This is a genomic window from Desulfobaculum senezii, from assembly GCF_054657395.1.
Genome location: NZ_BAAHYU010000003.1, coordinates 1,150,404 through 1,174,792, shown reverse-complemented (window position 1 = coordinate 1,174,792; position 24,389 = coordinate 1,150,404). Strand labels below are relative to the sequence as shown.

Below are 24,389 nucleotides of genomic sequence, written 5' to 3'. Positions count from 1 at the left end.
GTCACCCCTCGCCAAATACGGCTGTATGCCGTTTACTGGCATTTCCGCCGTGGCGCAAGCCTTCAAATGTCGCCCGGATGACAGCTGCAGGACACCCGGAAAGGGGTATGTCGCAGACCTTTGCAGGATCATGGCGTTGCCGGAGCAGGCGCAGGTGCGCGCTCCTCGCCCACCCTGCGCCGTCGCGGTACACCGTCAGCCGAAACCCCATATTTTCATAAAAGGCGTTACGAAGCGGGGTATCCTGCCGCGCAATAAGATTCAGCGAGCGCACATGGGCATCGCCGCATCCATGCGCAACGCCAAAGCGCACCAAGCGGCACAGCAGGTAGGTCCCAAGCCCCTTGCCCCGCAAACACGGCGGCAACAAAAACTCCCGCCCAAAACACGCCTTGCCCCGGTGTACAGCCAATTCAAAACCCTTGGCCCGCACCCGCTGCGCCCAAGCGCGCCCACCGTCCACACTCCCCAGTGCCAACGGCGTCACCGCCACACGGCATCCATCCTCCGTCGTCCCGCCGCTGGTCCGCATAAACAACCACTCCCGAACAGAGCCGTCATTACAGACGAATCCCGCCACATGCACACCGGCATTCTCCAGCCATGTCAAAAGCATGCGCGCCTCCTTGTCGGCGGTAAGCATCACCCACTGCGAGAAGAAGAGCAACGGACGTTTTGTAAAACTTGGACGACTGGCCGGAGGGGGGAGGCAAAGGCCCAACGTCTTTTGCTCCGCAGGCTTAAGGACTCCCGTCCTTAAAAATCCTGATAATACGCCACGCCTCTCTCGCGCCACACAGCTGCAATCACGCCCCCACAGCTGGCACGTGCACGACGGGCCAACGCCCCTATATAAGGCACGAACCCGCCGACCCCATATTTTCGGGTTGGCTTCCAGCCCGAAAACCTCGGGATTTTTAAGGGGTCGCACCCCTTAAACCGCCGGAGGCCCCCTCTTGAACCCGGCGCAGCGATACGGCCTGTCCACAGGCCACAAAAAAACCCCGGCCTTTTCAGACCGGGGTTTTGAAATCGATGGTGGGCGATACTGGATTTGAACCAGTGACTTCCACCGTGTGAAGATGGCACTCTGACCAACTGAGTTAATCGCCCGTATTTTCTACGGCATTCAGCCGAGAATGTTTTATGCCCGACAAGCTGCAGGTTGTCAATGCTACTGCATTGGCTTCTGCGGCCTTTTCCCCGATGCGGGGACGGACCGTCGGGGCCCGGGGTGTAAAGTGGTGGGCGATACTGGATTTGAACCAGTGACTTCCACCGTGTGAAGATGGCACTCTGACCAACTGAGTTAATCGCCCACTTTGCCATGCATGCAACTGCACCCTGTCAATATTGCATGACTTCGTGCTCGTGTCGCTGCGGGAAATGGTTGATAGCTCCACAGCCCCAAAGGGTCAAGGGATTTTTTCAATTTTCCCCAAATGGACCTTTTTTCCTCCGTAATTGCCGGACTTTGCGGACGGGCGATTTTACGCTAGAGTCTGCGCTGTACCGGAGATATGGTCCGGACTCCCGCACGGGGCGGGGCTGGCGCACATGCCAGCGGCAACCAGCAAGCAAAGGATTGGACATGCGACTGCTCGTCACCGGTGGATGCGGATTCATCGGTACCAATTTCATTTACCATATGCTCGGCACCAACCCGGATGTCGAAATCGTCAACGTTGATAAGCTGACCTACGCCGGAAACAAAGCGAACATGATTCCGCTGGAGCAGGCCGAAGAAGGCAAGCGCTACGCCTTCTGCCGGGCCGACATCGCGGACATGGACGCCATGCGCTCCATCATCGCCGAGCACAAGCCCGATGCCGTGGTCAACTTTGCCGCGGAATCGCACGTAGACCGCTCCATCCACGACCCCTCTCCCTTTGTGACCACCAACGTCCTCGGCGTGCAGACGCTTATGACCGCCGCCATGGACGCCGGAATTGAACGGTTCGTGCACATCTCCACGGATGAGGTGTACGGCACCCTCGCCCCGGACGCGCCCGCCTTTACCGAAGGCCACCCCCTTGAGCCAAACAGTCCGTATTCCGCCTCCAAGGCCTCGGCGGACCTGTTCGTCCGCTCGTTTTGGAAGACCTACGGCTACCCCGCCGTGATCACGCGCTGTTCCAACAACTACGGCCCGTGGCAGTTCCCGGAAAAGCTCATCCCGCTGATGATTACCCTTGCCGAGCAGAACAAGCCCCTGCCCATCTATGGCGACGGTATGCAGGTGCGCGACTGGATTTACGTCACCGACCATTGCCGCGGCGTGGAAATGGCGCTCAAGGCCGGACGCCCCGGCGCGGTGTACAATTTTGGCGGCAATGCGGAAAAGGCCAACCTCGACGTGGTGCGCGCCATTTTGTCCGCCATGGGCAAGCCCGACGACCTTATTTCCTATGTGAAGGACCGCCCCGGGCATGACCGCCGCTACGCCATGGACTATTCCCTCGCCAAGGACGAACTCGGCTTTGAGCCGCTGTACGACTTTGAGCGCGGCCTTGCCGAAACCCTTGCGTGGTACACCGACCACCGCGCATGGCGCGACAGCGTGCAAAGCGGCGAGTACCGCTCCTTTATGGACGACTGGTACGGGGAAAGACGATGAGCGAAGAGCAATTACCACGGGCGCTTGTTCTGGGCGGTGCCACCGGACTGCTGGGCATGGCCCTGAAAAGCGCTCTGACCGCAAAAGGCTGGGACGTCACCACCACCCCCCGTCCCGGCGACTGGGCCTTTGACGTGGAGCGGCTGCGGGACTTTATTGCCACCGCGCGCCCGGACGTTATTTTCAATACATGGGCCTACACACAGGTGGACCTAGCCGAGGACGAACCTAAGGAAGCCCGCCGCGTCAACGCCATACTGCCGGGCATTCTGGCCCGCGCTGTAAAGGATATGGACGTCACCCTCGTGCACTACTCCACGGACTTCGTCTTTGACGGCAAAAAGGAAACGCCCTACGCCGAGGACGATACCGTGGCCCCGCGCTCCGTCTATGGCGAAACAAAACGCGCCGGAGAGCAGGCCCTTCTGGCCGAGGAGCTTCACCGCCTCATCATCATCCGCACCGCGTGGCTGTTTGGCCCGGACAAACGCAACTTTGTGCGCACCATGCTGTCCCTGTGCGCGGAGCGCGACACCCTCGGCGTTGTGCACGACCAGGTGGGCTCGCCCACGTACACGCCGGACCTTGCGGTCTATTCCCTCGCCCTTGTGGCATCGGGCGAAACGGGCATCTTTCACATCACCAATTCCGGACGCGCCAGCTGGTGCGAACTGGCCTGCGAGGCCGTGCGCTCGGCGGGCCTACCCTGCACGGTCACGCCCATTGCCACGGACGAGTACCCACAAAAGGCCACGCGCCCGGCATTCTCCGTACTCGATACCAGCCGCTTTACCGCGGCCACGGGCATCACGCCCCGGCCGTGGGTGCATGCCGTGCAAGAATACGTGTACAGTGAAACGGCACCGGAAACGCCCATAGACTAGACAGCACCGGACGCCAGCCGTCCGCAGCGGAAAACCACCATGCCCCTAAGCTCTCGTGAGACAGCAGTCCTGACCACCATTGTCGAGGACTACATACGGCAAGCCACGCCCCAAGGCTCGCGCACCGTTGCGCGGCGCTGTGGGCTTGGCCTGTCTGCGGCCAGCATCCGCAATACCATGGCCGACCTCACGGAAAAGGGCTTTCTGGCCCAGCCGCACACGTCCGCGGGGCGCGTTCCCACGCCCCGCGCTTTTCGCCTGTATTTGGATACGGTCCTCACGCCCCCGGAACTGGCGGGCACGGAGCGCGAAGTCATCCGCGAGAGTTTGGACAAGGCCGGGCTGGAGATTGCCGACATCCTGCGGCAATCCTCGCGGCTTTTAGCCGCCCTGTCCCAACAGGTGAGCATGGTCCTTGCTCCCGGACACTCCGACGTGCGCTGGCGCAGCCTTGACTTTGTCCCCGTGCGCACGGGGCTGGTGATGGCCGTGCTGATTATGGAAGGCGACATGGTGGAGCACCGCCTTGTGCCCGTGGAGCACGGCGTCACCCGCGACGACCTGACGGCGTTCAGCAACTACCTGAACCACCACTACGCAGGGAAAACCCTCGGGCAAGCGCGCGCCCATATCCATCTGGAACTCAAAAGCGCCCACCGCCGCCTGAACCGCCTGTACCTGCAAGCGCTGACCCTTGCGCGCGACACCTTTGAGATGGACGCGGAGCGCGACTTCTACCTTGATGGCACCGCCCACGTCCTGACGCAGCCCGAATTTGCCGACGTGGACACCATGCGCGAACTGCTCCAGCTTCTGGACGAGCGCTCGCGCCTGCTGGAACTTTTGGACGGCACCATCGACGCCGGGCACACCAACGTCACCTTCGCCAAACACGACCCCGCCATTTCCAAAGGCCCCTACGGCCTCATTTCCGCGCCATTCGGCGCGGCGGACACCAGCAAGGGCGCTCTTGGCGTCATCGGTCCGCTGCGCATGGACTACGCAAAAATCCTCCCGGTGGTTGACTTCACCGCCCGGATGCTTACTGAACTTCTCAGCAATCGCTAACACCAGCACATCCAAGCGATCCTGGAGACCGCAATGACAAAGAAGCAGAATGTTGAACCTGCCGAAACCGAGCAGGAAACTCCCGAAGTGGAGGAAATCGAACTCACGGACGAAGAGCTGAGTGCCCTGTGCGCCGAGCGCGTCTGCCCCGAATGTCCGGAAAAGAAACACGCCGACGACGAGCGTCTGCGCCTGCTTGCGGATATGGAAAACACCCGCAAGCGCCTTGAGCGCGACAAAGACGAGTTCCGCAAGTTCGCCGCCGACAAGATTCTGGGCGACATGCTGCCCATTCTGGACAACCTGGACCTTGCCCTGCAGCACGCACCAGACGACGAAGCCTGCAAGAACTTCGTCCTTGGCGTGCAGATGACGCACAAGATGTTCCTCGACACCCTGGCGGGGCACAACCTTGAGCCTGTGGGCGAAGTGGGCGAGGAATTCTCCCCCGAAATCCACGAGGCCGTGGGGCAGGAAGAGCGCGAAGGCATGGAGGCCGGGCGCGTCGCAACGCTGATGAAAAAGGGCTACAGGCTCAACGGTCGCCTGCTGCGTCCGGCCATGGTTGTGGTGAGCAACTAGCCCCCAACCAACCCCGTCGCCTGCGCTTTTGGTGAAAAAATTTTCACTCCCCTCTTTACAGCCGGGTCAGGCGCATTACTTTGAACAGCGTAAGTGACAAACGACTTTTCACGTCGAAAGTTTTTTCCAAGAGGAGGAATTCATAATATGGGCAAAATCATCGGTATCGACCTGGGAACCACAAACTCCTGTGTCTATGTGATGGAAGGCAAGGACCCCAAGTGCGTCTCCAACCCTGAGGGTGGCCGCACAACCCCGTCCATCATCGCCTTCACCGATAAGGAACGCCTCGTGGGCGAGCTGGCCAAGCGCCAGGCCGTCACGAACTCCGACAAGACCGTCTTCGCCGTTAAGCGCCTGATGGGCCGCAAGTTCGAGGATCCGGCCATTAAGGGCTGGGCCGACAACTGCCCTTACAAGATTGCCGCGCACTCCAACGGCGATGCCTACGTTGAACTCGACGGCAAGCTGCTCAGCCCCGCAGAGCTGTCCGCGAACATCCTGCAGAAGCTGAAGTCCGACGCCGAATCCTACCTCGGCGAGACCGTTACCGAGGCCGTTATCACCGTTCCGGCCTACTTCAACGACTCGCAGCGTCAGGCCACCAAGGACGCAGGCCGCATCGCCGGTCTTGAGGTGAAGCGCATCATCAACGAGCCGACCGCCGCGTCCCTCGCCTATGGCTTCGACAAAAAGGCCAACGAAAAGATCGCTGTGTTCGACCTTGGCGGCGGCACCTTTGACATTTCCATCCTCGAAGTCGGCGACAACGTCGTGGAAGTCCGCGCCACCAACGGCGACACCTTCCTCGGCGGCGAAGACTTCGACAACCGCGTCATCGACTACCTCGTTGAGGAGTTCAAGCGCGAAAACGGCATCGACCTCTCTCAGGACCGCATGGCCCTGCAGCGCCTCAAGGAAGCCGCAGAAAAGGCCAAGAAGGAACTGTCCTCCTCCATGGAGACCGAGGTCAACCTGCCGTTCATCACCGCTGACCAGACCGGCCCCAAGCACCTGCTGGTGAAGCTGTCCCGCGGCAAGCTGGAGCGTCTGGTGGAAGACCTTGTGGCCCGCACCGTGGAGCCCTGCAAGAAGGCCCTGTCTGACGCCGGCCTGTCCGCGTCCGACATCGACGAGATTATCCTCGTCGGCGGCATGACCCGCATGCCCCTCGTGCAGCAGAAGGTCACCGAGTTCTTTGGCAAGGAGCCCAACCGCAGCGTGAACCCTGACGAAGTGGTCGCCATGGGCGCATCCATTCAGGGCGGCATCCTCGCTGGCGACGTGAAGGACGTGCTGCTCCTCGACGTCACCCCGCTGTCCCTCGGCATCGAAACCCTTGGCGGTGTGTGTACCCAGCTCATCGAGCGCAACACCACCATCCCGACCAAGAAGAGCCAGGTCTTCACCACGGCGGCTGACAACCAGCCCTCCGTGTCCATCCACGTGCTGCAGGGCGAGCGCCCCATGGCCGCGGACAACAAGACCCTTGGCCGCTTCGAGCTGACCGGCATCCCGGCCGCCCCCCGCGGCGTGCCGCAGATTGAGGTCACCTTCGACATCGACGCCAACGGCATCGTCAACGTTTCCGCCAAGGACACCGGAACGGGCAAGGAACAGTCCATCCGCATCACCGCCTCCAGCGGTCTGTCCGAGGACGAGATTGAAAACCTCGTCAAGGAAGCTGAAAACCACGCAGAAGAGGACAAGGCCAAGCAGAAGCTCATCGAAGCCCGCAACCAGGCCGACACCCTCATCTACACCACCGAGAAGTCCATCACGGACCTGGGCGACAAGCTCGACAACGCCGTGAAGACCGACATCGAGACCAAGGTTGAAGCGCTGAAGAAGGCCATGGAAGGCGACGACCTCGCCGAAATTGAAGCCGCAACCAGCGCCCTCGCCGAAGCCTCCCACAAGCTGGCTGAGCAGCTCTATGCCCAGCAGCAGGACGGTCAGGACGCCGGTGCTCAGGCTGGCGGCGCACAGGCTGGCGGCGCAGCCAAGGACGACGATGACGTCGTTGATGCCGACTACAAAGAAGTCTAAAAACCATTCGGCGAAGTACCGCGGGGCCACCGGCCCCGCGCTTGCCTTCGCTCTGGAACGGGTATAGCTTGGCCTGTCCGCTCATCATGGGCGGACAGGCCGATTTTTATATCCAGCCCATAGCGGCGACACCCCGAACACCACTTATGCCGATGAAAAACGCACGCGACCGTTCCCCATATTCGCCAGCGGCCCGCTATGCCGCCCTGTTTCTGATGCTCCTGTTTCTTGTGACGGCCCTTGGCTGTGGCAAGAAATCCCTCCCCACCACACCAGAGCCCATGCCCGGTACGCCGCGCGCCCTTCCGCTGGACCAGCGGGCCGAAAACGCATGGAAGGCCAAGGACTACAGCGAGAGCGAAATGCTCTACGCACGCCTTTTGGAGCGTGGCGGCCTTGCCGCCGCTGATGAGCGCCTTGCCCTGATGCGCCTTGGGCAGAGCGCCGTCAAAAACGGCCACGCCCACATTGCGCTGGACGCACTGGACACGCTGGCCACCACCGACCCCACGGTCCGCGACGCGTGGGACTGGCACATCATCTTTGCCGACGCCATGGACCTGCTGGGCAAGCGCGCCGAAGTCCGCCGACACCTCACCGGCCTGCTGCACGACGACAGCCGCCCGTGGGAACTGCGCTTTAAGGCGGGCATCACCTTGGCGCGCCTCCAGTGGGTGGATCAGGAGCTAGACAATGCCATGCGCACGCTGGATGGCATCTACGCCAACTCCCCCGAACCCGCGGAGCTGTCCCATGGTCAGCTGGAACGCGCCCTTGCCGTGGAACTGCGCGACGAGCGGGCAGACATCCTTGACGCCCTCGTGGACATCATTCCCCCCTCCCGGCAAAACGACTTTCCCTACACCATCATCCGTCTGGAAAAAGCCCGCCGCCTCGCCCTGAATGAGGACACGTGGTCCAGCGCGTGGCATAGCCTGAGCCGCCTCTCCCGCGAGGGGAACTTTGCGGACAAGGGGCTGGTCAGCAGCATCCTTGCCCCGCTTCTGGAGCAGCGCGACGTGCCCGAAGAGGCCGGCGGCATCGCCCTTGCCCTGCCCCTCTCCGGCCCCTACGGCGAAATCGGCTGGAAGATTCTGCGCGGCGCGGGCGTGGCCCAGTGGCGCATCCTGATGCAGGGTGGGCACATGAACATCCGTGTCATCAACACCGCCGCCCATGGCTGGCAGCAGAAGCTGGCGGCCCTGCCGGACACAATCCGCGTGGTGGGCGGTCCCCTGCGCATCAGCACCTTTAAGACCATCCACGCCAACGGCCTGACGGACGAGAGGCCCTACTTTGCCTTTCTGCCCAGCCTCGGCAGCGCCCGCGAGGGCCGCGACGCATGGCGCTTTTTCTCCAGCCCGCAGGATCAGGTCAGCACCCTCTTGGACCTTGCCGTTGATACCTACGGCATCACCGACCTTGCGGCCCTGCACCCGGATGAGCCGTTCGGCACGCGCCTGACGGAGATTTTCCGCGCGGAGGCCGAAGCGCGTCTCGCCAGCGTGAACGCAACCGAAAGCTATCCGCCGTCCGCTCCCACCAAGTGGGGCGCGCCGGTGCGCCGCCTTGTGAACACGCCAAAGCTTGACGAAAACGGCGAAGAACAGCAAAAACCTGTGCTCGCCAACGGCGACCCGCTGCCCCCGAACCCGCCCTTCAAGGCGCTGTTCATGCCGGACGGCTGGGCGCAGGCCGAGCAGCTGGTGCCGCAGCTGTTCTTTTATGACGAAGACCGCCTGCTGCTTATGGGGCCGTCCCTGTGGGCGCAGGGCATCGCCCGGGACAATGATATTGAGGCGCGCTACTTCCGCCTTGCGGTGTTCCCCGGCGCATGGTGGGACGACAATCCCTCCCCGGCCGCGCAGCAGTTGCGCACCGCCCTTGAGCAGGACGGGTTAGGCGCTCCGGATTTCTGGATTGCCCTCGGCTACGATTTCGTCCATTTTGCGCAGGCCCTCGGCCCGGTGAAGAGCACGTGGTCCTCCCGCGTCAACTCCGCCGTGCACGACGCGCAGTCCATCACATGGAGCATGGCTCCCATCCAGTGGGACGACGCGGGCAAGGCCCATCAGCAGATGTTCCTGTTCCAGCCCACGTCCAGCGGCTTTGTGCCCGTGGACAAGGACCGCCTGAAGGCCCGCCTTGACCGCGTGCGCGCCCAGCATGCCGAGCGCGTGCAGATGCTGAAGGACAAAAGCGAGCTGGAGGAGCTGAAAAAGCTGCTCAAGAACGGCAACACCAGCGGCACGCTGGACCAGCGCGTCCGCACACTGCTTGAGAAACTCAATCGCCGCGCCGACGAAACCGGCGCAGATGCGCAGCAGGACAGCCTGCAATAAGACGGGCGTCTACGCCCCCCTAAGGAGACCACGTTATGAAAATCAGTCCCGAACAGGTCGCTTCTGTGGCCCGTCTGGCCCGGCTTAGCTTGGGCGACGAGGAACTCGCCCGCTTTGCAGGGCAGATTGACGATATTCTGAACTACATGGACCAGCTGGGCGAAGCCGACACCGAAAACGTGGAGCCGCTGTACTCCCCGGTGGAGCACGTCTCCCGCCTGCGTGAGGACGAAGTCCGCCGCGACTGCGAGCGCGAGGACGTCCTTGGCAACGCGCCCGAGCACGACGGCAGTTCCTTCATCGTGCCCCGCATCGTCTAGAGCCACGGCAAACAGACTCTTTTTTAAGGATTCACATATGTCCGAGCTGACCACAAAGACACTGACAGAACTGCGCGACATGCTTGCCAGCGGCAGCATCAGCGCCACCGAAGCCACGCAGGCCTGCCTTGACCGCATCGCGGCCACAGAGGACCGCGTCGGCGCGTTCACCTCCGTTCAGGCCGAGGCCGCCCTTGATTACGCCAAGGCCCTCGACGCCGAAGGCCCGCAGGCCAACAAGCCCCTGTGGGGCGTGCCCGTCAGCGTCAAGGACATCCTTGCCACCAAGGATGCCCCCACCACCTGCGCCTCCAAGATTCTGGAAAACTTTACGCCCTTCTACGACGCCACCGCCGTGGCCCGCCTGCGCGACGCCGGCGCGGTCATCATCGGCAAGACCAATATGGACGAGTTCGCCATGGGCTCCTCCACGGAAAACTCCGCCTTTGGCGTCACCCGCAACCCGTGGGACACCACCCGCATCCCCGGCGGCTCCAGCGGTGGCTCCGCCGCCAGCGTGGCCGCAGGGCAGTGCTTTGGCTCCCTCGGCACGGACACAGGCGGCTCCATCCGCCAGCCTGCGTCCTTCTGCGGCTGCGTGGGCCTCAAGCCCACCTACGGACGCGTCTCGCGCTACGGCTGTGTGGCCTATGCCTCCAGCCTTGACCAGATTGGGCCGCTGACGCGCTCCGTCCCGGACGCCGCGCTGCTGCTCTCCGCCATTGCGGGCTACGACGAGCGCGACTCCACCTCCGTGGACTGCCCGGTGCCGGACTACGTGGCCGCCGCCAACGAGCGGCAGGACCTGACGGGCGTCCGCCTTGGCATGCCCAAGGAATACTGGGCCAACGGCCTCGCTCCCGAAGTCGAAAAAGGCTGCCGCGCCGCAATCAAGCGCGCCGAAGAGCTTGGCGCGGAGCTGGTGCCCGTGGACCTGCCGCACACCAAGTACGGCATCGCCAGCTACTATATCATCGCCATGGCCGAAGCCAGCTCCAACCTTGCGCGTTTTGACGGCGTCCGCTATGGCAAGCGCGCGCAGGGCGCACATGACCTCATCGACATGTACACCGCCTCGCGCAGCGAAGGCTTTGGCGACGAGGTCAAACGCCGCATCATGCTGGGCACCTACGTGCTCTCCGCCGGGTACTACGACGCCTACTACCGCAAGGCCGCACAGGTGCGCCGTCTGGTCCGTCAGGACTACCTCGACGCCTTTGAACAGTGCGACATCATCTGCGGCCCGGCTTCGCCCGTTACGGCGTGGGGCCTTGAGGAAAAGACGGACGACCCGCTTCAGATGTACCTGATGGACGTCTACACCATCAGCCTGAACCTTGCGGGCCTGCCCGGCATTTCCCTGCCTGTTGGCCTTGGCGAGGACACGGGTATGCCCGTTGGCCTCCAGCTTCTCGGCCCGGCCTTTGCGGAAGACCGATTGCTTGCCGCGTCGGGCGCGCTCATGCGCGGACTGGACCCCTTGCCCGCGCCCAAGGGCCTGGAATAAAACGACATCACACGAAGCCCCGCTCTGCGGGGCTTCGACGTATCCTGCACAACGTGCAAAAAGAAACGAACTGCATATGAAGACAGCGGTAGCCGTCAGCGGCGGTACGGATAGCCTGTTCACCCTCGTTCTGCTCAAGGAGCGTGGGCTGGACCTGTTTGCCGTGCACGCCCACTTTCTTCCGCCTTCGCCCGCCACGGCGCAGGCCCTTGAGGGGCTGAAGCGCCAGTGCGCAAGCCTCGGCGTCCCCTTCACCGCCGTTGACCTCTCGCGGGAGTTTGACGAGCAGGTCATCTCGCCCTTTGTCCAGTCCTACGTGGACGGCGAAACGCCCAATCCGTGCTCCCGGTGCAACCCGGCCATGAAGTTCGGCCTGCTTTTTGATGCGGCGCGAAGCATGGGCGCGGACAGCATCGCCACCGGCCACTATGCCCGCATGGTCCACGCAGGCGGCAGGCAGGTGCTCCGGCGCGGCGAGGACCCGGTGAAGGACCAAAGCTACTTCCTCTCCCTCGTCCCGGCGAACCGGCTGGCCCACGCCGTCCTCCCCCTTGGGGAGTGGCACAAGACCGACGTGCGCGGCGCGCTGGTTGAGCGCGGCATCACCCCGCCCCTGCCGTCCGAGAGTCAGGAAATCTGCTTTGTGCCGGATGACGACTACTGCGCCTTCTTGCAGTCGCGCGTGGATACGCTGCCCGGTCCCGGTCCTATCACCCTTGCGGACGGCACGGCGCTCGGCAGGCATAACGGCCTGTGGCGCTACACCCTAGGCCAGCGCCGGGGCATTGGCGTGGCATGGTCCGAGCCGCTCTACGTGGTGGGCAAGAACACCGCCGCCAACACGCTTATCGTCGGCTCCAAGGACGAGCTTCCCGCCCCCGGCTGCGACGTTACTGACGTGAATATCCTCGTCCCGGCGCACGAGTGGCCGGAGACGGTCCTTGTGCAGACGCGCTACCGCCAGCGGCCCAAGCCTGCGGCGGTGACCCTTGGCGAGGACGCCATGCATATTGCCTTCATTGAACCCCATACCCGCCCAACGCCCGGACAGGTGGCCGCCGTCTACGACGCTGACGGCACCGTTCTCGCCGGTGGCATCATCACAGCATGAACAGCGTCAAAACGTTCCATATTTCCACCCTCGGCTGCAAAATCAACCAGTACGAAAGCCAGTCCATCCGCGAGGCATGGACCAGCGCGGGCTACGCCGAAGCGGCCGACCCCGCCGGGGCGGACATCATTTTGCTGAACTCCTGCGCCGTTACCGCGCAGGCCGTGCGCGACCTGCGCCAGCGCACCCGCAAGCTTAGCCGCACCGCGCCGCAGGCCCGCATTATCATCACCGGCTGCGCCGCGCAGGTGATGCAGGATGACCTTGCCAAGGACTTTGAGGACGCCCTCATCATTCCGCAGTCGAGCAAGGAAGAACTCCTCACCCTGCCCATGGCTCACGACGCCGCCCAGCCATCCTGCACGCCCGAGCCTTCTTGCGCGCAGCAGCATGCGGACGGCGCAGACACAGCCGCGCCGCACTTCCCCGAGTTTTCCATCACGGGCTACAACCGCGTACGCGCGGTGGTGAAGGTGCAGGACGGCTGCACCCACCGCTGCACCTATTGCATCATCCCCAGCACGCGCGGCGCATCGGTCAGCCGCCCCATGCAAGGCGTTGCCGACGAGGTCCGCCGCCTGTTCGAAGCCGGATGGCACGAGGCCACGCTCTCGGGCATCAACCTGCGCCAATTCGGGCGCGACCTGCCCGGCTCCCCGGACTTCTGGGACCTGCTTGAATATCTGGAGGGCGAACTTGCGCCGGACTGGGCCGGCAACGCGCGCCTGCGCATCAGCTCGCTGGACCCGGCGCAGCTCACGGACCGCGCCCTTGAGGTGCTGGCCGCCTCGCGTCTGACCAGCCCGCAACTGCATATTTCCCTGCAAAGCCTTGCTCCGGCGGTGCTGCGGCGCATGGGCCGTGGCCACTACGGTCCGGACGAGGTCGCCGCATGGGTGGAGCGCCTGCGCGGCGTGTGGCCGCTTTTTGGCCTTGGGACGGACCTTATCGCAGGCTTTCCCGGTGAAACCGACGAGGACTTCCTGCAGACCCTTGCGGCTTGCAGGGCCTTGCCGCTTTCCTACGCGCATGTTTTCCCGTATTCTCAAAGGCCGGGAACCCCGGCCGCGCGCTATCCCCAGCAGGTGCCGCAAGCGGTTAAGAAAGACCGCGCGCGCCAGCTGCGAGAGGTGGCGGCGGACAAGAAGGCGGCCTTCCTTGCCACACTGGCCGGGCAGGAGCGTCTTGACGTGGTTTTGGAAAAGCTGTCCCCGGCGCGCGGCATCTGCCAATATTACGCAGACTGCCGCTTTACGGCCGATGTTCCGGGCGGCGCGTTGCGCCGCATGGTGGCGGCGCGCCCCGTGGGGGTAGACGGCACCACCCTGCTGGTTCACCCCGCAGAGTGAGCCTGTAGTGTCAAAGCGCCAACACCTATGGACATCGCGGGAAAAGGCGACTAACACACCCACACCACTACATCCAAAGAACACGACGCCCAATGGTCCGCCAGTGGGCGTCTTCAGCACATACGACGGGGGAGAACGCCTCCCCTCCCCAAAGGAAAGGGTAGAATGATCAAAAGCATGACAGGCTTCGGCCGCTACGCATCACAGGGTGACGGCTGGTCGCAGGCATGGGAAATCCGCAGCGTCAACGGCCGCCATCTGGACCTGAAGTGGCGTTTGCCGTCCAGCGTCCGCTCCCTTGAGACACGGTTTGAAAAAATCGTCCGCGAGCACGCCACCCGTGGCCGCGTGAATGTGCAGCTTAACCTGCAAATCTCCCGCCCGGACATCCTTGGCCTTTCGCTGAACAGCACCATGGCCACCGCCATGCTCGACCAAATCAGCGCCTTCGCCACCGAGCGCGGCGACGACTTTACGCCGGACTACATGCGCCTTATGGGCATGTCCTTTTTGTGGGAAGACAGCTCCAGCGAGCCGGACCCCACCCTGCAGGCCGGTCTGGAAGAAGGCCTCATCAAGGCCCTTGATGACTGGAACGACGCCCGCCACATCGAAGGCGAAGCCATGAAGGACGACCTCCTCGTGCGCGTTAAGCGCCTCTCCGGCTGGCTGGACCAGCTCAAGGAGCGCACTCCGCAGGTGAAGGAAACCCGCTTTGAAACCGTGGAAAAGCGCATGCAGACCGTGCTGGACAAATACAGCGTGGAACTGGATCAAGACCGCCTGCTGCAGGAAATCGCCGTCATTTCCGACCGCATCGACGTCACCGAAGAGCTTACCCGTCTGGACGCCCACCTCGTGCGCCTTGACGAAGTGATGCAAAACGGCGGCGACGCAGGCAAGCGGCTGGACTTCATCCTTCAGGAGTGCTTCCGCGAAATCAACACCTGTGGCAACAAGGCGCAGGACACCGACGTCAGCCGCCTTGTGGTAGACTTTAAGGCCGAGCTCGAGAAATGCCGCGAGCAGGTCCAGAACATCGAATAACACAGCCAACCTTCACAACACATACGAGTTATGATTATGCAAAAAAACGGTCTGCTCAACATCGGCTTCGGCAACTTTGTCGTAAGCACACGGGTTATCGCCATTGTCAACCCGTCGTCCTCGCCCATGCGCAGACTGCGCGAAGACGCACGGCAGGCGGGCCGCCTTATCGACGCGACCCAGGGCCGCAAGACCCGCTCCATCATCATTTCCGATTCCAACCATGTCATCCTCTCCGCCATTCAGGCCGAGACGATTGGACAGCGCTTCAGCCAGGAGGACGAAGAGAATGAATAACCGCCGCGGGCTGATGCTGGTCATCTGCGCCCCCTCCGGTACCGGCAAGAGCACGCTCATCCGCCGACTGCGCGAGGAATTCCCGCGTATTTCATTCTCCATCTCCTACACCACCCGTCCCGCGCGCGAAGGCGAACGGGACGGGGTGGACTACCACTTCGTCAGCATGGAGCGCTTCCGCGCACTGGCCGCAGAAGGCTTCTTTGCCGAATGGGCCGAGGTGCACGGCAACTGCTACGGCACCCCCAAGCAGGCCATCCTTGACCTGCTGGAAGAAGGGCAGGACATCCTGTTCGACATCGACGTGCAGGGCGCGCGCCAGCTGCGGCAGAACACGGGCGAAGGCAGCTTCATCTTCCTGCTGCCCCCCACCATGACCGCACTGCGCCAGCGTCTGGAAAACCGCAATACCGACGATGACGACACCATCCGCCGCCGCATCGACAACGCCCCCGGCGAAATCGCCAAGGCGACGGAGTTCGACCACTGGATCATCAACGATGACCTCGACTCTGCCTACAGGCTGCTCAAAAGCGTCTACCTCGCCGAGGGAACGCGCCCGCGCCTGATGCCCGGATTGCTGGAGCGCATCCTCCACGTCAAACCCGAAGCCGAATAGACAAGGAACGTACATGGCCGAACTCGTCCTCGCCCTCGATTTCCCCGACAGCGACAGCGCCCTTGCCATGGCAGAGCGCGTCAAGGGCCGCCTGACATGGGTCAAGGTCGGCCTGGAGCTGTATACAGCTACCGGCCCCGGCATCATCACGGCCCTGACGGATATGGGTTTTAAGGTTTTTGTGGACCTCAAGTTCATGGACATCCCCAACACCGTGCGTGGCGCGGTCCGCTCCGCCGTTGTGGCCGGGGCGGACATGGTCAACGTGCACGCCTGCGGTGGCCGCCGCATGCTCATGGCCGCGCGTGAAGGCCTGAGCGACGGCGCGCAGATCTCCGGGCGCTCCCCGCTGCTCTTTGCCGTCACCGTGCTGACCAGCATGGACGAAACGGACCTCGCCCTGCCGGACGGCGTCACCGTTGCCGATGTGGCGCTTGGCTACGCCCGCCTTGCCGCAGACTGCGGACTGGACGGCGTGGTTTGCTCCGGGCACGAGGCCACCGCCATCAAAGACGCCTGCGGCGCGGACTTCATGTGCCTGACGCCGGGTATTCGCCTTGCCGCAGCAGGCGACGACCAGCGCCGCGTTATGACGCCCGCCAAGGCCGTTGCCGCCGGGTCGGACTTCCTTGTTGCCGGGCGGCCCATCACTGGCGCAGATTCCCCGGCCGAGGCGACTGCGGTTTTCCTTGAACAGATGGCGTCTGTCGTTTTATAACGCACGAAAGGGGTACGTCATGACTGATGAGCATACACAACACAGCTCGCACGCTCCCGGGCACAAGGATCACATCAAGGGTGTGTTCTCGTCCCAGACCGTGCAGAAGGTTGGCACCGGAACCACCACCCGTAAAACCATCAAGAAAACCTTCTGGTACGCTGTAGAAGGTGACGACGGCACGGTTCTCGTGCAGCCGCTCAACGTCAACTACGTCCCCGCCGGCGCCAAGCGCAGCGTCCCGCGCGATGAATTCCTTGAGAAGTTCTCGCCGGAGCCGGAATTCTACGTCTCCAACGTGTTCCCCAAGATGAAGGAGCTCCAGCAGAGCGTGGAAAGCGGCGAAAAGCACCGCGAAAAGGGCGAAACCTTCAGCGCGGAGCTGGAGTTCAACAACGCCCTGAGCATCGACGAGGAAAACGTCCGCGCCAACTTCGGCCTTGGGCTGACCTACCTCGAACGCGGGGACGACGCCAAGGCCAACGACATCTTCGAGCGCCTCGTCAAGCTGGACGCCGCCTTTGAACCGGAGCACAAGCACCTGTTCAACGAATTCGGCATCAACCTGCGCAAGAACAAGATGCTCGACCAGTCCGTGGACTACTACGCCCGCGCGCTGGAGCTTTCTACCGAGGATGAGCACCTGCACTACAATATTGCGCGGGTCTGCTTCGACAAGGAAGACTGGGGCGGCGCGGCCAAGAGCCTGATGCAGGCCCTTGAACTGAACGCCAACTTCGAAGAGGCCGGAAAGTTCCTTGAATGGCTCAAGGAAAAGGGCCTTGTGGACAGCGAAGGCAACGCCATTCAGGGGGCAACACCCCCTGCTCCCAAGAAAAAAGGTGCAAAAAAATCCAGCGCGAATTATAATGTTCAACTATGATGTCACATGACAAGGGCTCCGAACTTCTGTCCAGTGTCACAGCGCTCAAGGACGATCTGCCGTTCTCGCCGCAGATTCTCACGACCCTGTTCGCCCAGACGGACGAAGATTCCAAGGCATCCCTTGGTGACATCGCAGACAGCATCGCCGCCGATCAGGGCCTGACCGTTAAGGTCCTCTCCATGGCAAATTCCGCATATTACGGCCTGCAGTCCGAGGTAGAATCCCCGGCGCGGGCCGTTTCCCTTTTGGGGCTGGAGACCATCCGCTGTCTGGTGCTGGGCATTGGCGTCAAGGGGCTGGCCGCCAAGATGAAACGCGGCGTGTTGGACCTCAAGAAATACTGGCGGCATCAGCTTATTACCGCCGCCACGGCCAAGCACATCGCCTGCCACGTCAGCACCCTGCCCATTGCCAAGGACGCCGAACCGCTCATCCCGGACCAAATCTTCACGGCGGGGATGCTCCACGACTTTGGCAAACTGCTCACCGCCCTACTGCGGCCAGAGGACTGGGAGCGCATCACCCAGTTGGCCAAGGACGAATCCCTCTCCATCGCCGAAGCCGAGGACGAATACTGGGGGCTGGAGCACGGCGTGGTTGGCGCCATGGCTCTGCGGTCCATGAATCTGCCGCCGTCGCTGACCGAACCGGTCAACTGGCACCACGCCCCAACCAATGCCCCGGACCACGTCCTCCACGCCAAGATTCTGTGCCTCGCGGACGCCATGGCCGTGCGCTTTGACGGCCCGGACCGCAAAGTCGCCGGACCATGGGAAGGCATCCTTGAGGAATTCGACCTCGACATGGACGCCCTAATGGCCGACGTTGCCGAACTCGCCGAAGACGAAGGCATCAGCGACCTGCTGCGCGCCCTCACCTAACGCCCCGCATCCATCCAGAGCGTACCAGTGGCCCGCCATCCCCAACGGCGGCGCACGGCCACACGCCCGCGCCCGCAGCTGGTTGACGCCACAGCGCAGGACCACTACACCGCTAGTGACGGTATAACGAACGACTCACCGAGGCTTCATCAATGTCGAAAATATGGATTCCCCGCCCCAATGGCTCCGAAGCGCCTTCGGACATCGCCACATGGGCCGACTCACTCAGCGTGACGCCCCTCATCGCCAACCTGCTGTGGCAACGCGGCCAGCACAGCCTGCAGGATATGGATATTTTTCTGACTCCCGGACTCAAACATCTGGCCCCGCTGGACGCCCTGCCCGGCCTCATGGACGCCGCGCAGGTACTGGCCGATGGCCTCACCGCCGGCAAGACCTTTGCCGTGTGGGGCGACTACGACGTGGACGGCGTCACCTCCACAGCGCTGGTGACGGACTTTTTGGAGCGCCGGGGCTACACCGCGCGCCACCACCTGCCAAACCGCTTCACCGAGGGCTACGGCCTGAATATCGAAGGCCTTGAAGCCCTCGCCGCCGAAGGCGTCGACCTGCTGCTGACCGTGGACTGCGGCATCACCAGCATTGACGAAATCGCCCGCGCCAAGGAGCTTGGCATGACGGTTGTCGTCTCCGACCATCACCTTCCCGGCGATACCCTGCCCGCGGCTGACGCTGTGGTGGACCCGCGCCTTGCGGACTGCCCCTGCCCGGACCTTGCCGGTGTGGGCGTGGCCTTTTTGCTGATGGCCGCCCTCAACCGCCTGCTGCCCGGCGACCCCATTGACGTGCGCCAATTCCTCGACCTTGTCGCCCTCGGCACCGTGGCCGACGTGGTCAAACTGCAGGGCGAGAACCGCATCCTCGTCAAAAACGGCCTGCTCCTGCTGGGCGAAGCGCGCCGCCCCGGCGTTGCCGCCCTCAAGGAAGCCAGCGGCTTCTCGCCGTCCGCCGCCCTTGGCGCAGGTCAGGTGGGCTTTGGCCTTGGCCCGCGCATCAACGCCGCAGGCCGCATCGGCGAAGCGGAAAACGCCCTGAAGCTCCTGCTGGCCAAAGACTACGACACCGCGCGCCCCCTTGCCGCCAAGCTGGATACCCTCAATACTGAGCGCCGCTCCACTGAGGACACCATCCTCAAGCAGGCCAAGGAGCAAGCCGAACAGCAGCTGGACCGCCTCGGGCTGGTGCTCTACCACCCGGATTGGCACCCCGGCGTCATCGGCATTGTGGCTTCGCGCATTGTGGAGGCGCACTACCGCCCAACGCTCATCATCACGCAGGAAAACGGCCACCTGAAAGGCTCCGGGCGCAGCACCAAGGAATTCGACCTCTACGCCGGACTCTGCGACTGCGCAGACACCCTCCTCGGCTTTGGCGGGCACAAGCAGGCCGCGGGGCTCTCCCTTGAGGAAGCCAATCTGGACGCCCTGCGGGACGCCTTTGACGCCGCCGTAGCCAAACAGTGCGGCGATGAGCCACTCACCCCCACCCTTTACGTGGACGGCGAGCTGGCCTTTGCGGACATCGATTTCACCTTGCTCAAGGAACTGGAACTCCTCCAGCCCTACGGCATGGGCAACGCCGAACCGGTGTTCACCTCCCGCGCAGTGCGCGTGCAGCGACGCCGCGTGTTCGGCAAGAACCACGTCAAGCTGGACCTTGTGGAACCGGACTCCGGCGTCTGCCTCAGCGCCAAGGCGTGGCGGCAGGCCGAGCATATCCCGCCACACATCGAGGGCGCATCCGTACAGTTGGCCTTTACGCCCAAGATTGACCGCTACCGCGGCACGGCCTCCATCGACCTGCAAATCAAGGACTGGAAGACCGTCTAGCTGGCGGGTGGAGCGTCCGGCGCCTCCGGCGCAACGCCCGGCATGTACGCCGCGCGGCGCCCCACAGCGTCCGCCGCGCTCCTCTCCCACACCGGACATTCCTCCTTGTGGGAAAAGCCCAAATCAGCCCGCGCACAGCGCATCCGCCGCGCTGGCGCCTCTTACCACACGCACAAGCCGCCGCCCCGATTCACCGGGACGGCGGCTTTTTCATGCTCATGCGTGGCGCACAGGCGCACACCATGGCCGCGCAGGCTTGCGCGCCTGCACCACATCTTCAGGGCAAAGACTGCCGAAAAGAAAGGGGCAAAAGAAAAGGGAGGGACACGCACACGCCGTCTGGACGTCACCCCGGCCAGATTGACGGGAGGAACAGGTGCGCCCGTGCGGCGCACAATAACGAGACGCGCAGGGACACCGCGCCGCCCGTCACGACTCGCTGGCGTCAGCGTGGAGGGTCACGTGGTCGAAGGTCATACAGGCCAAATATTGCGCGCTGAATTCAGCGTCTCCAGACAATTCCACCACCTTGGTGAACGTGGAGACATCGCGCGCGGTCTCGCGCAGGACAATGCCCGCGCATTGGCGCTCGGCCCCGGCAAGGGCGGTGTTGCCCACCATGGTCACGCGGGAGCCCGCTCCCGGCGGCAAAAATCCCAGCGTCTCAAGGACGCCCGGCGGCATGTGCTCCCCAAGGGCGCCCGCAAGGTATATTCCCGCAAGCTCATGGGCGCGCCGCCCTGCTCCGCGCAACAGCCGCGCAAAGGCAAGATTGAACGCCGCCTTCACCTTCAGCACTTCTTCAACATCCGATGCGGACAAATACAGCCCCTCGCCAAGGTCAAGGCGCGCCTCGCCGTCAACGGTATGCAGCCCACGCGACAGCACCCGCGCCAGCGGCGTTGCTCCAGGCGAAAACTGCCCGCCAGCGTCCATCATCCCGCTGGAACGCAGCTGCGACAGCAGGGCGAGGTATCCCGTGCCGCTGATGCCCCGCGTGGTGCCCGCTCCAAGGCGGCGAGGCTGGAGCCCACGCGGCGTTAAGGCAAAGCTGGTTACCGCGCCGGGAGCGGCAACCGTGCCGCAATCAAGCCCCACCCCCTCAAGGGCGGGGCCAAGCGGCACACTGGCCGCAAAAAATTCGGTAGGCGACAGGGCAAGGATGAATTCGCCGTTCGTGCCCATATCCGCAAACAGGAAAGGGAATTCCGGGGGCGTGTCGGCTGACAACAGCCACGCCATGCCCGCAGTGATATCGCCGCCGATAAAGGGACCGATGTGCGGGAAAACATACGCCGGGGGCACGCCGGGAGCCACACGGACAATTTCCCCTTCGAGGTGGGAGAGACAGTACGGCGCGGCGCACAACCCTTCCGACGGACGCTCCAAGAGCAGCGAGGTCATGGCCGGGTTTCCGGCAAGGGCAATGCGGGCAACGGGGGAAGGCAACTGCGCAATGCACTCCTGCAGGCGCTCCACCACAAGGCGGCGCATGGCTTCGGCGCCACTGGTCGACCGGGCAAAGGCCAGCCGGGACATAATCTCGCTGCCAGCGCCCATCTGCGGGTTCAAAAACACACCGGAGGCAACACGTTGCCCCCCGCGCAGGGCCGACCAATGGACCGAGGTCGTCCCAAGGTCCACAGCAAGGCACAAGGGCTCGCCGGCTTCATGCCCTTGGCCGTTTGCCGCCCGGGCTCGCGGGCGCGCCGGAATTTCGATTTCAATCCCATCCGCGGCGAGATGCCGGCATCCAAGCCGCCACCCATCGTCCACCGCATCCTGCCCAAGCAGGCGGACCTCCTCGTCCAGCGCCTGCGGCGGCTGAGAAAGAAAGCGCATCCGGCACAGGCCGCACCGGCCAACGCCCGAGCACAGCGCCGGGGCTTCCCACTCTCCGCTGACGTACACCGCCTGCGCGAGGGTTCGCCCACTGACCACAGGCACGGAGAGTCCGCGCCCGGAGGCGTCGTGCACCGTCAGCCAGCCCGCCATCAAGCCGCACCCACAGCAGGCACGACCACGGCAGGAGCGTATGCGGCGCATGGCGTCACGCAGCGCGGCTGACGCCGCACAGTTGCAGCGCCAATTCGCCCACGGTGATTGCAATGCGCCAACATACGCTCCTCCCCTTTATACAATGTTCAAGCTGGCGCCCGCGTCCTCGCGCGGGACAACCCTGCCGATGCACGCGGCCATGTCGCCGCGCTCGCGCAGGAAGGCCTGCACAGCCTCCACGCGCTCCTCCGGCACAGCCAGCACCAGCCCGCCAGATGTCTGCGCATCAAACACAAGGTCCACACGCACGGCATCAAGGCCATGGGCAACCGCCACCTGCGAACTGCAAAAGTTCTTGTTGGCAAAGCTGCCGGCGGGCACAAGTCCCATACCCGCAAGGTCCAGTGCGCCATCCATAATGGGCACGTCCGCAAGGGTCAGCTCCACGCCAACCTTGGACGCACGCGCCATCTCCAGCACATGCCCGCCAAGGCCAAAGCCGGTGACATCCGTTGCCCCAAGCAGGCCAAAGGTCTGGATGGCTTCGCCACCCGCCTTGTTCAGACGCCCAGCCCAGCGGCCAAGGCAGGCCTCAAGTTCCGCGCTGTTTTCCCAGCGCCCTTTCACAGCCGTCGCCAGCACGCCCGTGCCGATGGGTTTGGTCAGCAACAGGCGGTCTCCGGCGCGCAGGCCGCGATTGGTGGCCATATGGTCCGGATTGATGCATCCGGTCACAGCAAGGCCATATTTGAATTCCTCATCCTCAACGCTATGCCCGCCGGCAAGAACGGCTCCGGCTTCCAGTATAGCATCATATCCGCCTTGGAGCGCGTCGCGGAGCATCTCCTTGGGCAGATTCTTCACCGGAAAACAGACAATATTCATCGCCGACCACGGCTCACCGCCCATGGCATAGACGTCCGACAGCGCATTGGCAGCTGCAATGCGTCCGAACAGATACGGATCGTTGACGACTGGCGTTAAGAAATCCACGGTCTGCACCATGGCCTTCCCCGCGGGAAAGCGCAGTACAGCCGCGTCCTCATTATCCCCGGCACCGACCAATAGCCGGTCATCCGGGCGCTGCGTCAACCCCGCCAAAACCTGCTCCAAGTCCCCCGGAGCAATTTTGGCGGCTCAACCCGCAGCGCGTACGGTCTCGACCAGCTTTTTCTCGGCCATGACGTTTCCTCGTCTTGTGTTGGGGTTACAAAAAATCGTGGGGCTCCGCGCCCCCTTCCGCGACGCTTACGCGCCCTGACGAACTCCGCCGATGCCCGCGCGGCAACGCTCCCGCAGGTACTCCATAAAGTAGCGCGAGGCCGGGAACAGGTGCCGCCGGTCGTTGTAGGCAAGGTAGAAGCTGCGCTCAATGCGAAGCTCCGGCACCTCTACCTCAACCAGCTCGCCACGCTCCAGCATGCTTCCTGCCGCAAGGCGCGAGGTCACAGACACGCCAAGCCCGGCCTGCACATAGTGCAACACGGACTGCGTGCTCTCCACGGCCACGGCCACCTGCATGCTGCGCAGGTCCACGTCACGCTGCATCAGCGCGCCTTCCAGCGCCCTGCGCGTGCCGGAACCCTGCTCGCGCATCACCCACGGCACCTCCAGCACCTCGGCAAGGCGCACGGTCCGGCCACTCAGGCCAAACCGGCCGGGCGGGGCAATAACGATGAGTTCGTCATCCAGAATGCGCTCAAACCGAACGTCCGGCGCAGGGGCCTTGGCACCCACCATTCCAAGCAGGTACTCCCCTGACGAAATGCCCGCGATGATGTCGCGCGTATCACCCACGCTCAGGTGCAGCCGCACATCCGGGTGCGAGGCGGCAAACCCCGCAAACACCGACGGCAACACAAAATGCGCAGGAATCGTGCTTCCACCCACAGTCAGGTTGCCCGCCACGCGGTCCTGCACCAGCAATATCTCGGTGCGGGCCTGCTCCAAACAGGTAAACACCTGCTGGGCATGCGTGTACAAAATCTCGGCAGCCTGCGTGGGCAGCACAACGCGCCCCATGCGGTCAAACAGCCGAACGCCCAGCTCTTCCTCCAGCGCGGAAACATGCGCCGAAATAGTCGGCTGCGACAGGAAAAGCTCCTGCCCCGCGCGGGAGAAACTGCGGCATTCATAGACCTTTGAAAAGGCTTCTAATCTCCTGATGTCCATGATGGAAATACGTAATACATTTGCCAACGTTTGGAAACTGGGCCGTTTGGCCACACCGGGCAGAAAAGGGGTTGACCCAACACCGCAGGCAA

At 63.4% G+C, this 24,389-nt stretch carries 21 protein-coding genes and 2 tRNA genes; 17 read left to right on the top strand and 6 right to left on the bottom strand.

Annotation, left to right across the window (positions count from 1 at the left end):
- Position 1 precedes the first annotated feature (1 nt).
- The 3 genes from ACYQ2T_RS14225 to ACYQ2T_RS14215 form a co-directional block, all read right to left on the bottom strand.
- On the bottom strand, positions 2-616 hold the full coding sequence (locus tag ACYQ2T_RS14225) for a GNAT family N-acetyltransferase (protein ID WP_459901414.1): 615 nt from the start codon (positions 614-616) through the stop codon (positions 2-4).
- 420 nt (positions 617-1,036) lie between these two features.
- Positions 1,037-1,113 (bottom strand) — tRNA-Val (locus tag ACYQ2T_RS14220).
- 129 nt (positions 1,114-1,242) lie between these two features.
- Positions 1,243-1,319: transfer RNA gene (locus ACYQ2T_RS14215), tRNA-Val, on the bottom strand.
- Positions 1,320-1,591: 272 nt separating this feature from the next.
- On the opposite strand from ACYQ2T_RS14215, the gene rfbB reads away from it, so the two are divergent.
- The 17 genes from rfbB to recJ all read left to right on the top strand — a co-directional run bounded on the left by rfbB (position 1,592) and on the right by recJ (position 20,127).
- Positions 1,592-2,617: a dTDP-glucose 4,6-dehydratase gene (gene rfbB / locus ACYQ2T_RS14210; RefSeq protein ID WP_459901412.1), complete on the top strand. Its 1,026-nt coding sequence runs from the start codon at positions 1,592-1,594 to the stop codon at positions 2,615-2,617.
- Entirely contained in the window at positions 2,614-3,501 is an 888-nt protein-coding gene (gene rfbD, locus ACYQ2T_RS14205; RefSeq protein ID WP_459901410.1) for a dTDP-4-dehydrorhamnose reductase, read from the top strand. Before rfbB ends, rfbD begins: the two co-directional genes overlap by 4 nt.
- Positions 3,502-3,540: 39 nt before the next feature.
- A complete protein-coding gene (gene hrcA / locus ACYQ2T_RS14200; RefSeq protein ID WP_404843152.1) occupies positions 3,541-4,569 on the top strand; it encodes a heat-inducible transcriptional repressor HrcA in 1,029 nt (342 codons plus the stop codon).
- Between the two features lie 33 nt (positions 4,570-4,602).
- Positions 4,603-5,151: a nucleotide exchange factor GrpE gene (gene grpE, locus ACYQ2T_RS14195; RefSeq protein WP_404843153.1), complete on the top strand. Its 549-nt coding sequence runs from the start codon at positions 4,603-4,605 to the stop codon at positions 5,149-5,151.
- Between the two features lie 147 nt (positions 5,152-5,298).
- Positions 5,299-7,200, top strand: a complete 1,902-nt coding sequence (gene dnaK / locus ACYQ2T_RS14190; RefSeq protein ID WP_459901408.1) for a molecular chaperone DnaK — start codon at positions 5,299-5,301, stop codon at positions 7,198-7,200.
- A 146-nt stretch (positions 7,201-7,346) separates the two neighbouring features.
- A complete protein-coding gene (locus ACYQ2T_RS14185) occupies positions 7,347-9,542 on the top strand; it encodes an ABC transporter substrate-binding protein (protein ID WP_459901406.1) in 2,196 nt (731 codons plus the stop codon).
- A 35-nt stretch (positions 9,543-9,577) separates the two neighbouring features.
- The gene (gatC, locus tag ACYQ2T_RS14180; RefSeq protein ID WP_404843156.1) at positions 9,578-9,862 is read left to right on the top strand and encodes an Asp-tRNA(Asn)/Glu-tRNA(Gln) amidotransferase subunit GatC; all 285 of its coding nucleotides are present in this window, start codon (positions 9,578-9,580) and stop codon (positions 9,860-9,862) included.
- 37 nt (positions 9,863-9,899) lie between these two features.
- Positions 9,900-11,369: an Asp-tRNA(Asn)/Glu-tRNA(Gln) amidotransferase subunit GatA gene (gene gatA / locus ACYQ2T_RS14175; protein WP_459901404.1), complete on the top strand. Its 1,470-nt coding sequence runs from the start codon at positions 9,900-9,902 to the stop codon at positions 11,367-11,369.
- A gap of 76 nt (positions 11,370-11,445) precedes the next feature.
- Positions 11,446-12,480, top strand: a complete 1,035-nt coding sequence (gene mnmA, locus ACYQ2T_RS14170) for a tRNA 2-thiouridine(34) synthase MnmA (RefSeq protein ID WP_459901402.1) — start codon at positions 11,446-11,448, stop codon at positions 12,478-12,480.
- Positions 12,477-13,829 (top strand): tRNA (N(6)-L-threonylcarbamoyladenosine(37)-C(2))-methylthiotransferase MtaB, encoded by a 1,353-nt coding sequence (mtaB, locus tag ACYQ2T_RS14165; protein ID WP_459901400.1) that lies wholly within the window; start codon positions 12,477-12,479, stop codon positions 13,827-13,829. The genes mnmA and mtaB overlap by 4 nt, the downstream gene beginning before the upstream one ends.
- Before the next feature lie 165 nt (positions 13,830-13,994).
- On the top strand, positions 13,995-14,876 hold the full coding sequence (locus tag ACYQ2T_RS14160; RefSeq protein WP_459901398.1) for a YicC/YloC family endoribonuclease: 882 nt from the start codon (positions 13,995-13,997) through the stop codon (positions 14,874-14,876).
- Positions 14,877-14,906: 30 nt separating this feature from the next.
- Positions 14,907-15,173, top strand: a complete 267-nt coding sequence (locus ACYQ2T_RS14155; RefSeq protein WP_404843161.1) for a DUF370 domain-containing protein — start codon at positions 14,907-14,909, stop codon at positions 15,171-15,173.
- Positions 15,166-15,792 carry a guanylate kinase gene (gene gmk, locus ACYQ2T_RS14150; protein ID WP_404843162.1) on the top strand — a complete coding sequence of 209 codons (627 nt, stop codon included), beginning with the start codon at positions 15,166-15,168 and terminating at the stop codon, positions 15,790-15,792. Before ACYQ2T_RS14155 ends, gmk begins: the two co-directional genes overlap by 8 nt.
- 13 nt (positions 15,793-15,805) lie before the next feature.
- On the top strand, positions 15,806-16,510 hold the full coding sequence (gene pyrF / locus ACYQ2T_RS14145; protein ID WP_459901396.1) for an orotidine-5'-phosphate decarboxylase: 705 nt from the start codon (positions 15,806-15,808) through the stop codon (positions 16,508-16,510).
- A gap of 19 nt (positions 16,511-16,529) precedes the next feature.
- The gene (locus ACYQ2T_RS14140; protein ID WP_459901394.1) at positions 16,530-17,393 is read left to right on the top strand and encodes a tetratricopeptide repeat protein; all 864 of its coding nucleotides are present in this window, start codon (positions 16,530-16,532) and stop codon (positions 17,391-17,393) included.
- Positions 17,390-18,277 (top strand): HDOD domain-containing protein, encoded by an 888-nt coding sequence (locus ACYQ2T_RS14135; protein WP_459901392.1) that lies wholly within the window; start codon positions 17,390-17,392, stop codon positions 18,275-18,277. The genes ACYQ2T_RS14140 and ACYQ2T_RS14135 overlap by 4 nt, the downstream gene beginning before the upstream one ends.
- A 152-nt stretch (positions 18,278-18,429) precedes the next feature.
- Positions 18,430-20,127, top strand: a complete 1,698-nt coding sequence (gene recJ / locus ACYQ2T_RS14130) for a single-stranded-DNA-specific exonuclease RecJ (RefSeq protein WP_459901390.1) — start codon at positions 18,430-18,432, stop codon at positions 20,125-20,127.
- A gap of 429 nt (positions 20,128-20,556) precedes the next feature.
- Here the strand turns inward: recJ and ACYQ2T_RS14125 are convergent, their stop codons facing one another.
- From ACYQ2T_RS14125 to ACYQ2T_RS14115, 3 genes are all read right to left on the bottom strand, one after another.
- A complete protein-coding gene (locus ACYQ2T_RS14125) occupies positions 20,557-22,122 on the bottom strand; it encodes an ASKHA domain-containing protein (RefSeq protein ID WP_459901388.1) in 1,566 nt (521 codons plus the stop codon).
- Positions 22,123-22,260: 138 nt separating this feature from the next.
- On the bottom strand, positions 22,261-23,307 hold the full coding sequence (selD, locus tag ACYQ2T_RS14120; RefSeq protein ID WP_459901386.1) for a selenide, water dikinase SelD: 1,047 nt from the start codon (positions 23,305-23,307) through the stop codon (positions 22,261-22,263).
- A 66-nt stretch (positions 23,308-23,373) separates the two neighbouring features.
- On the bottom strand, positions 23,374-24,297 hold the full coding sequence (locus ACYQ2T_RS14115; protein WP_459901384.1) for a selenium metabolism-associated LysR family transcriptional regulator: 924 nt from the start codon (positions 24,295-24,297) through the stop codon (positions 23,374-23,376).
- Positions 24,298-24,389: the final 92 nt, after the last annotated feature.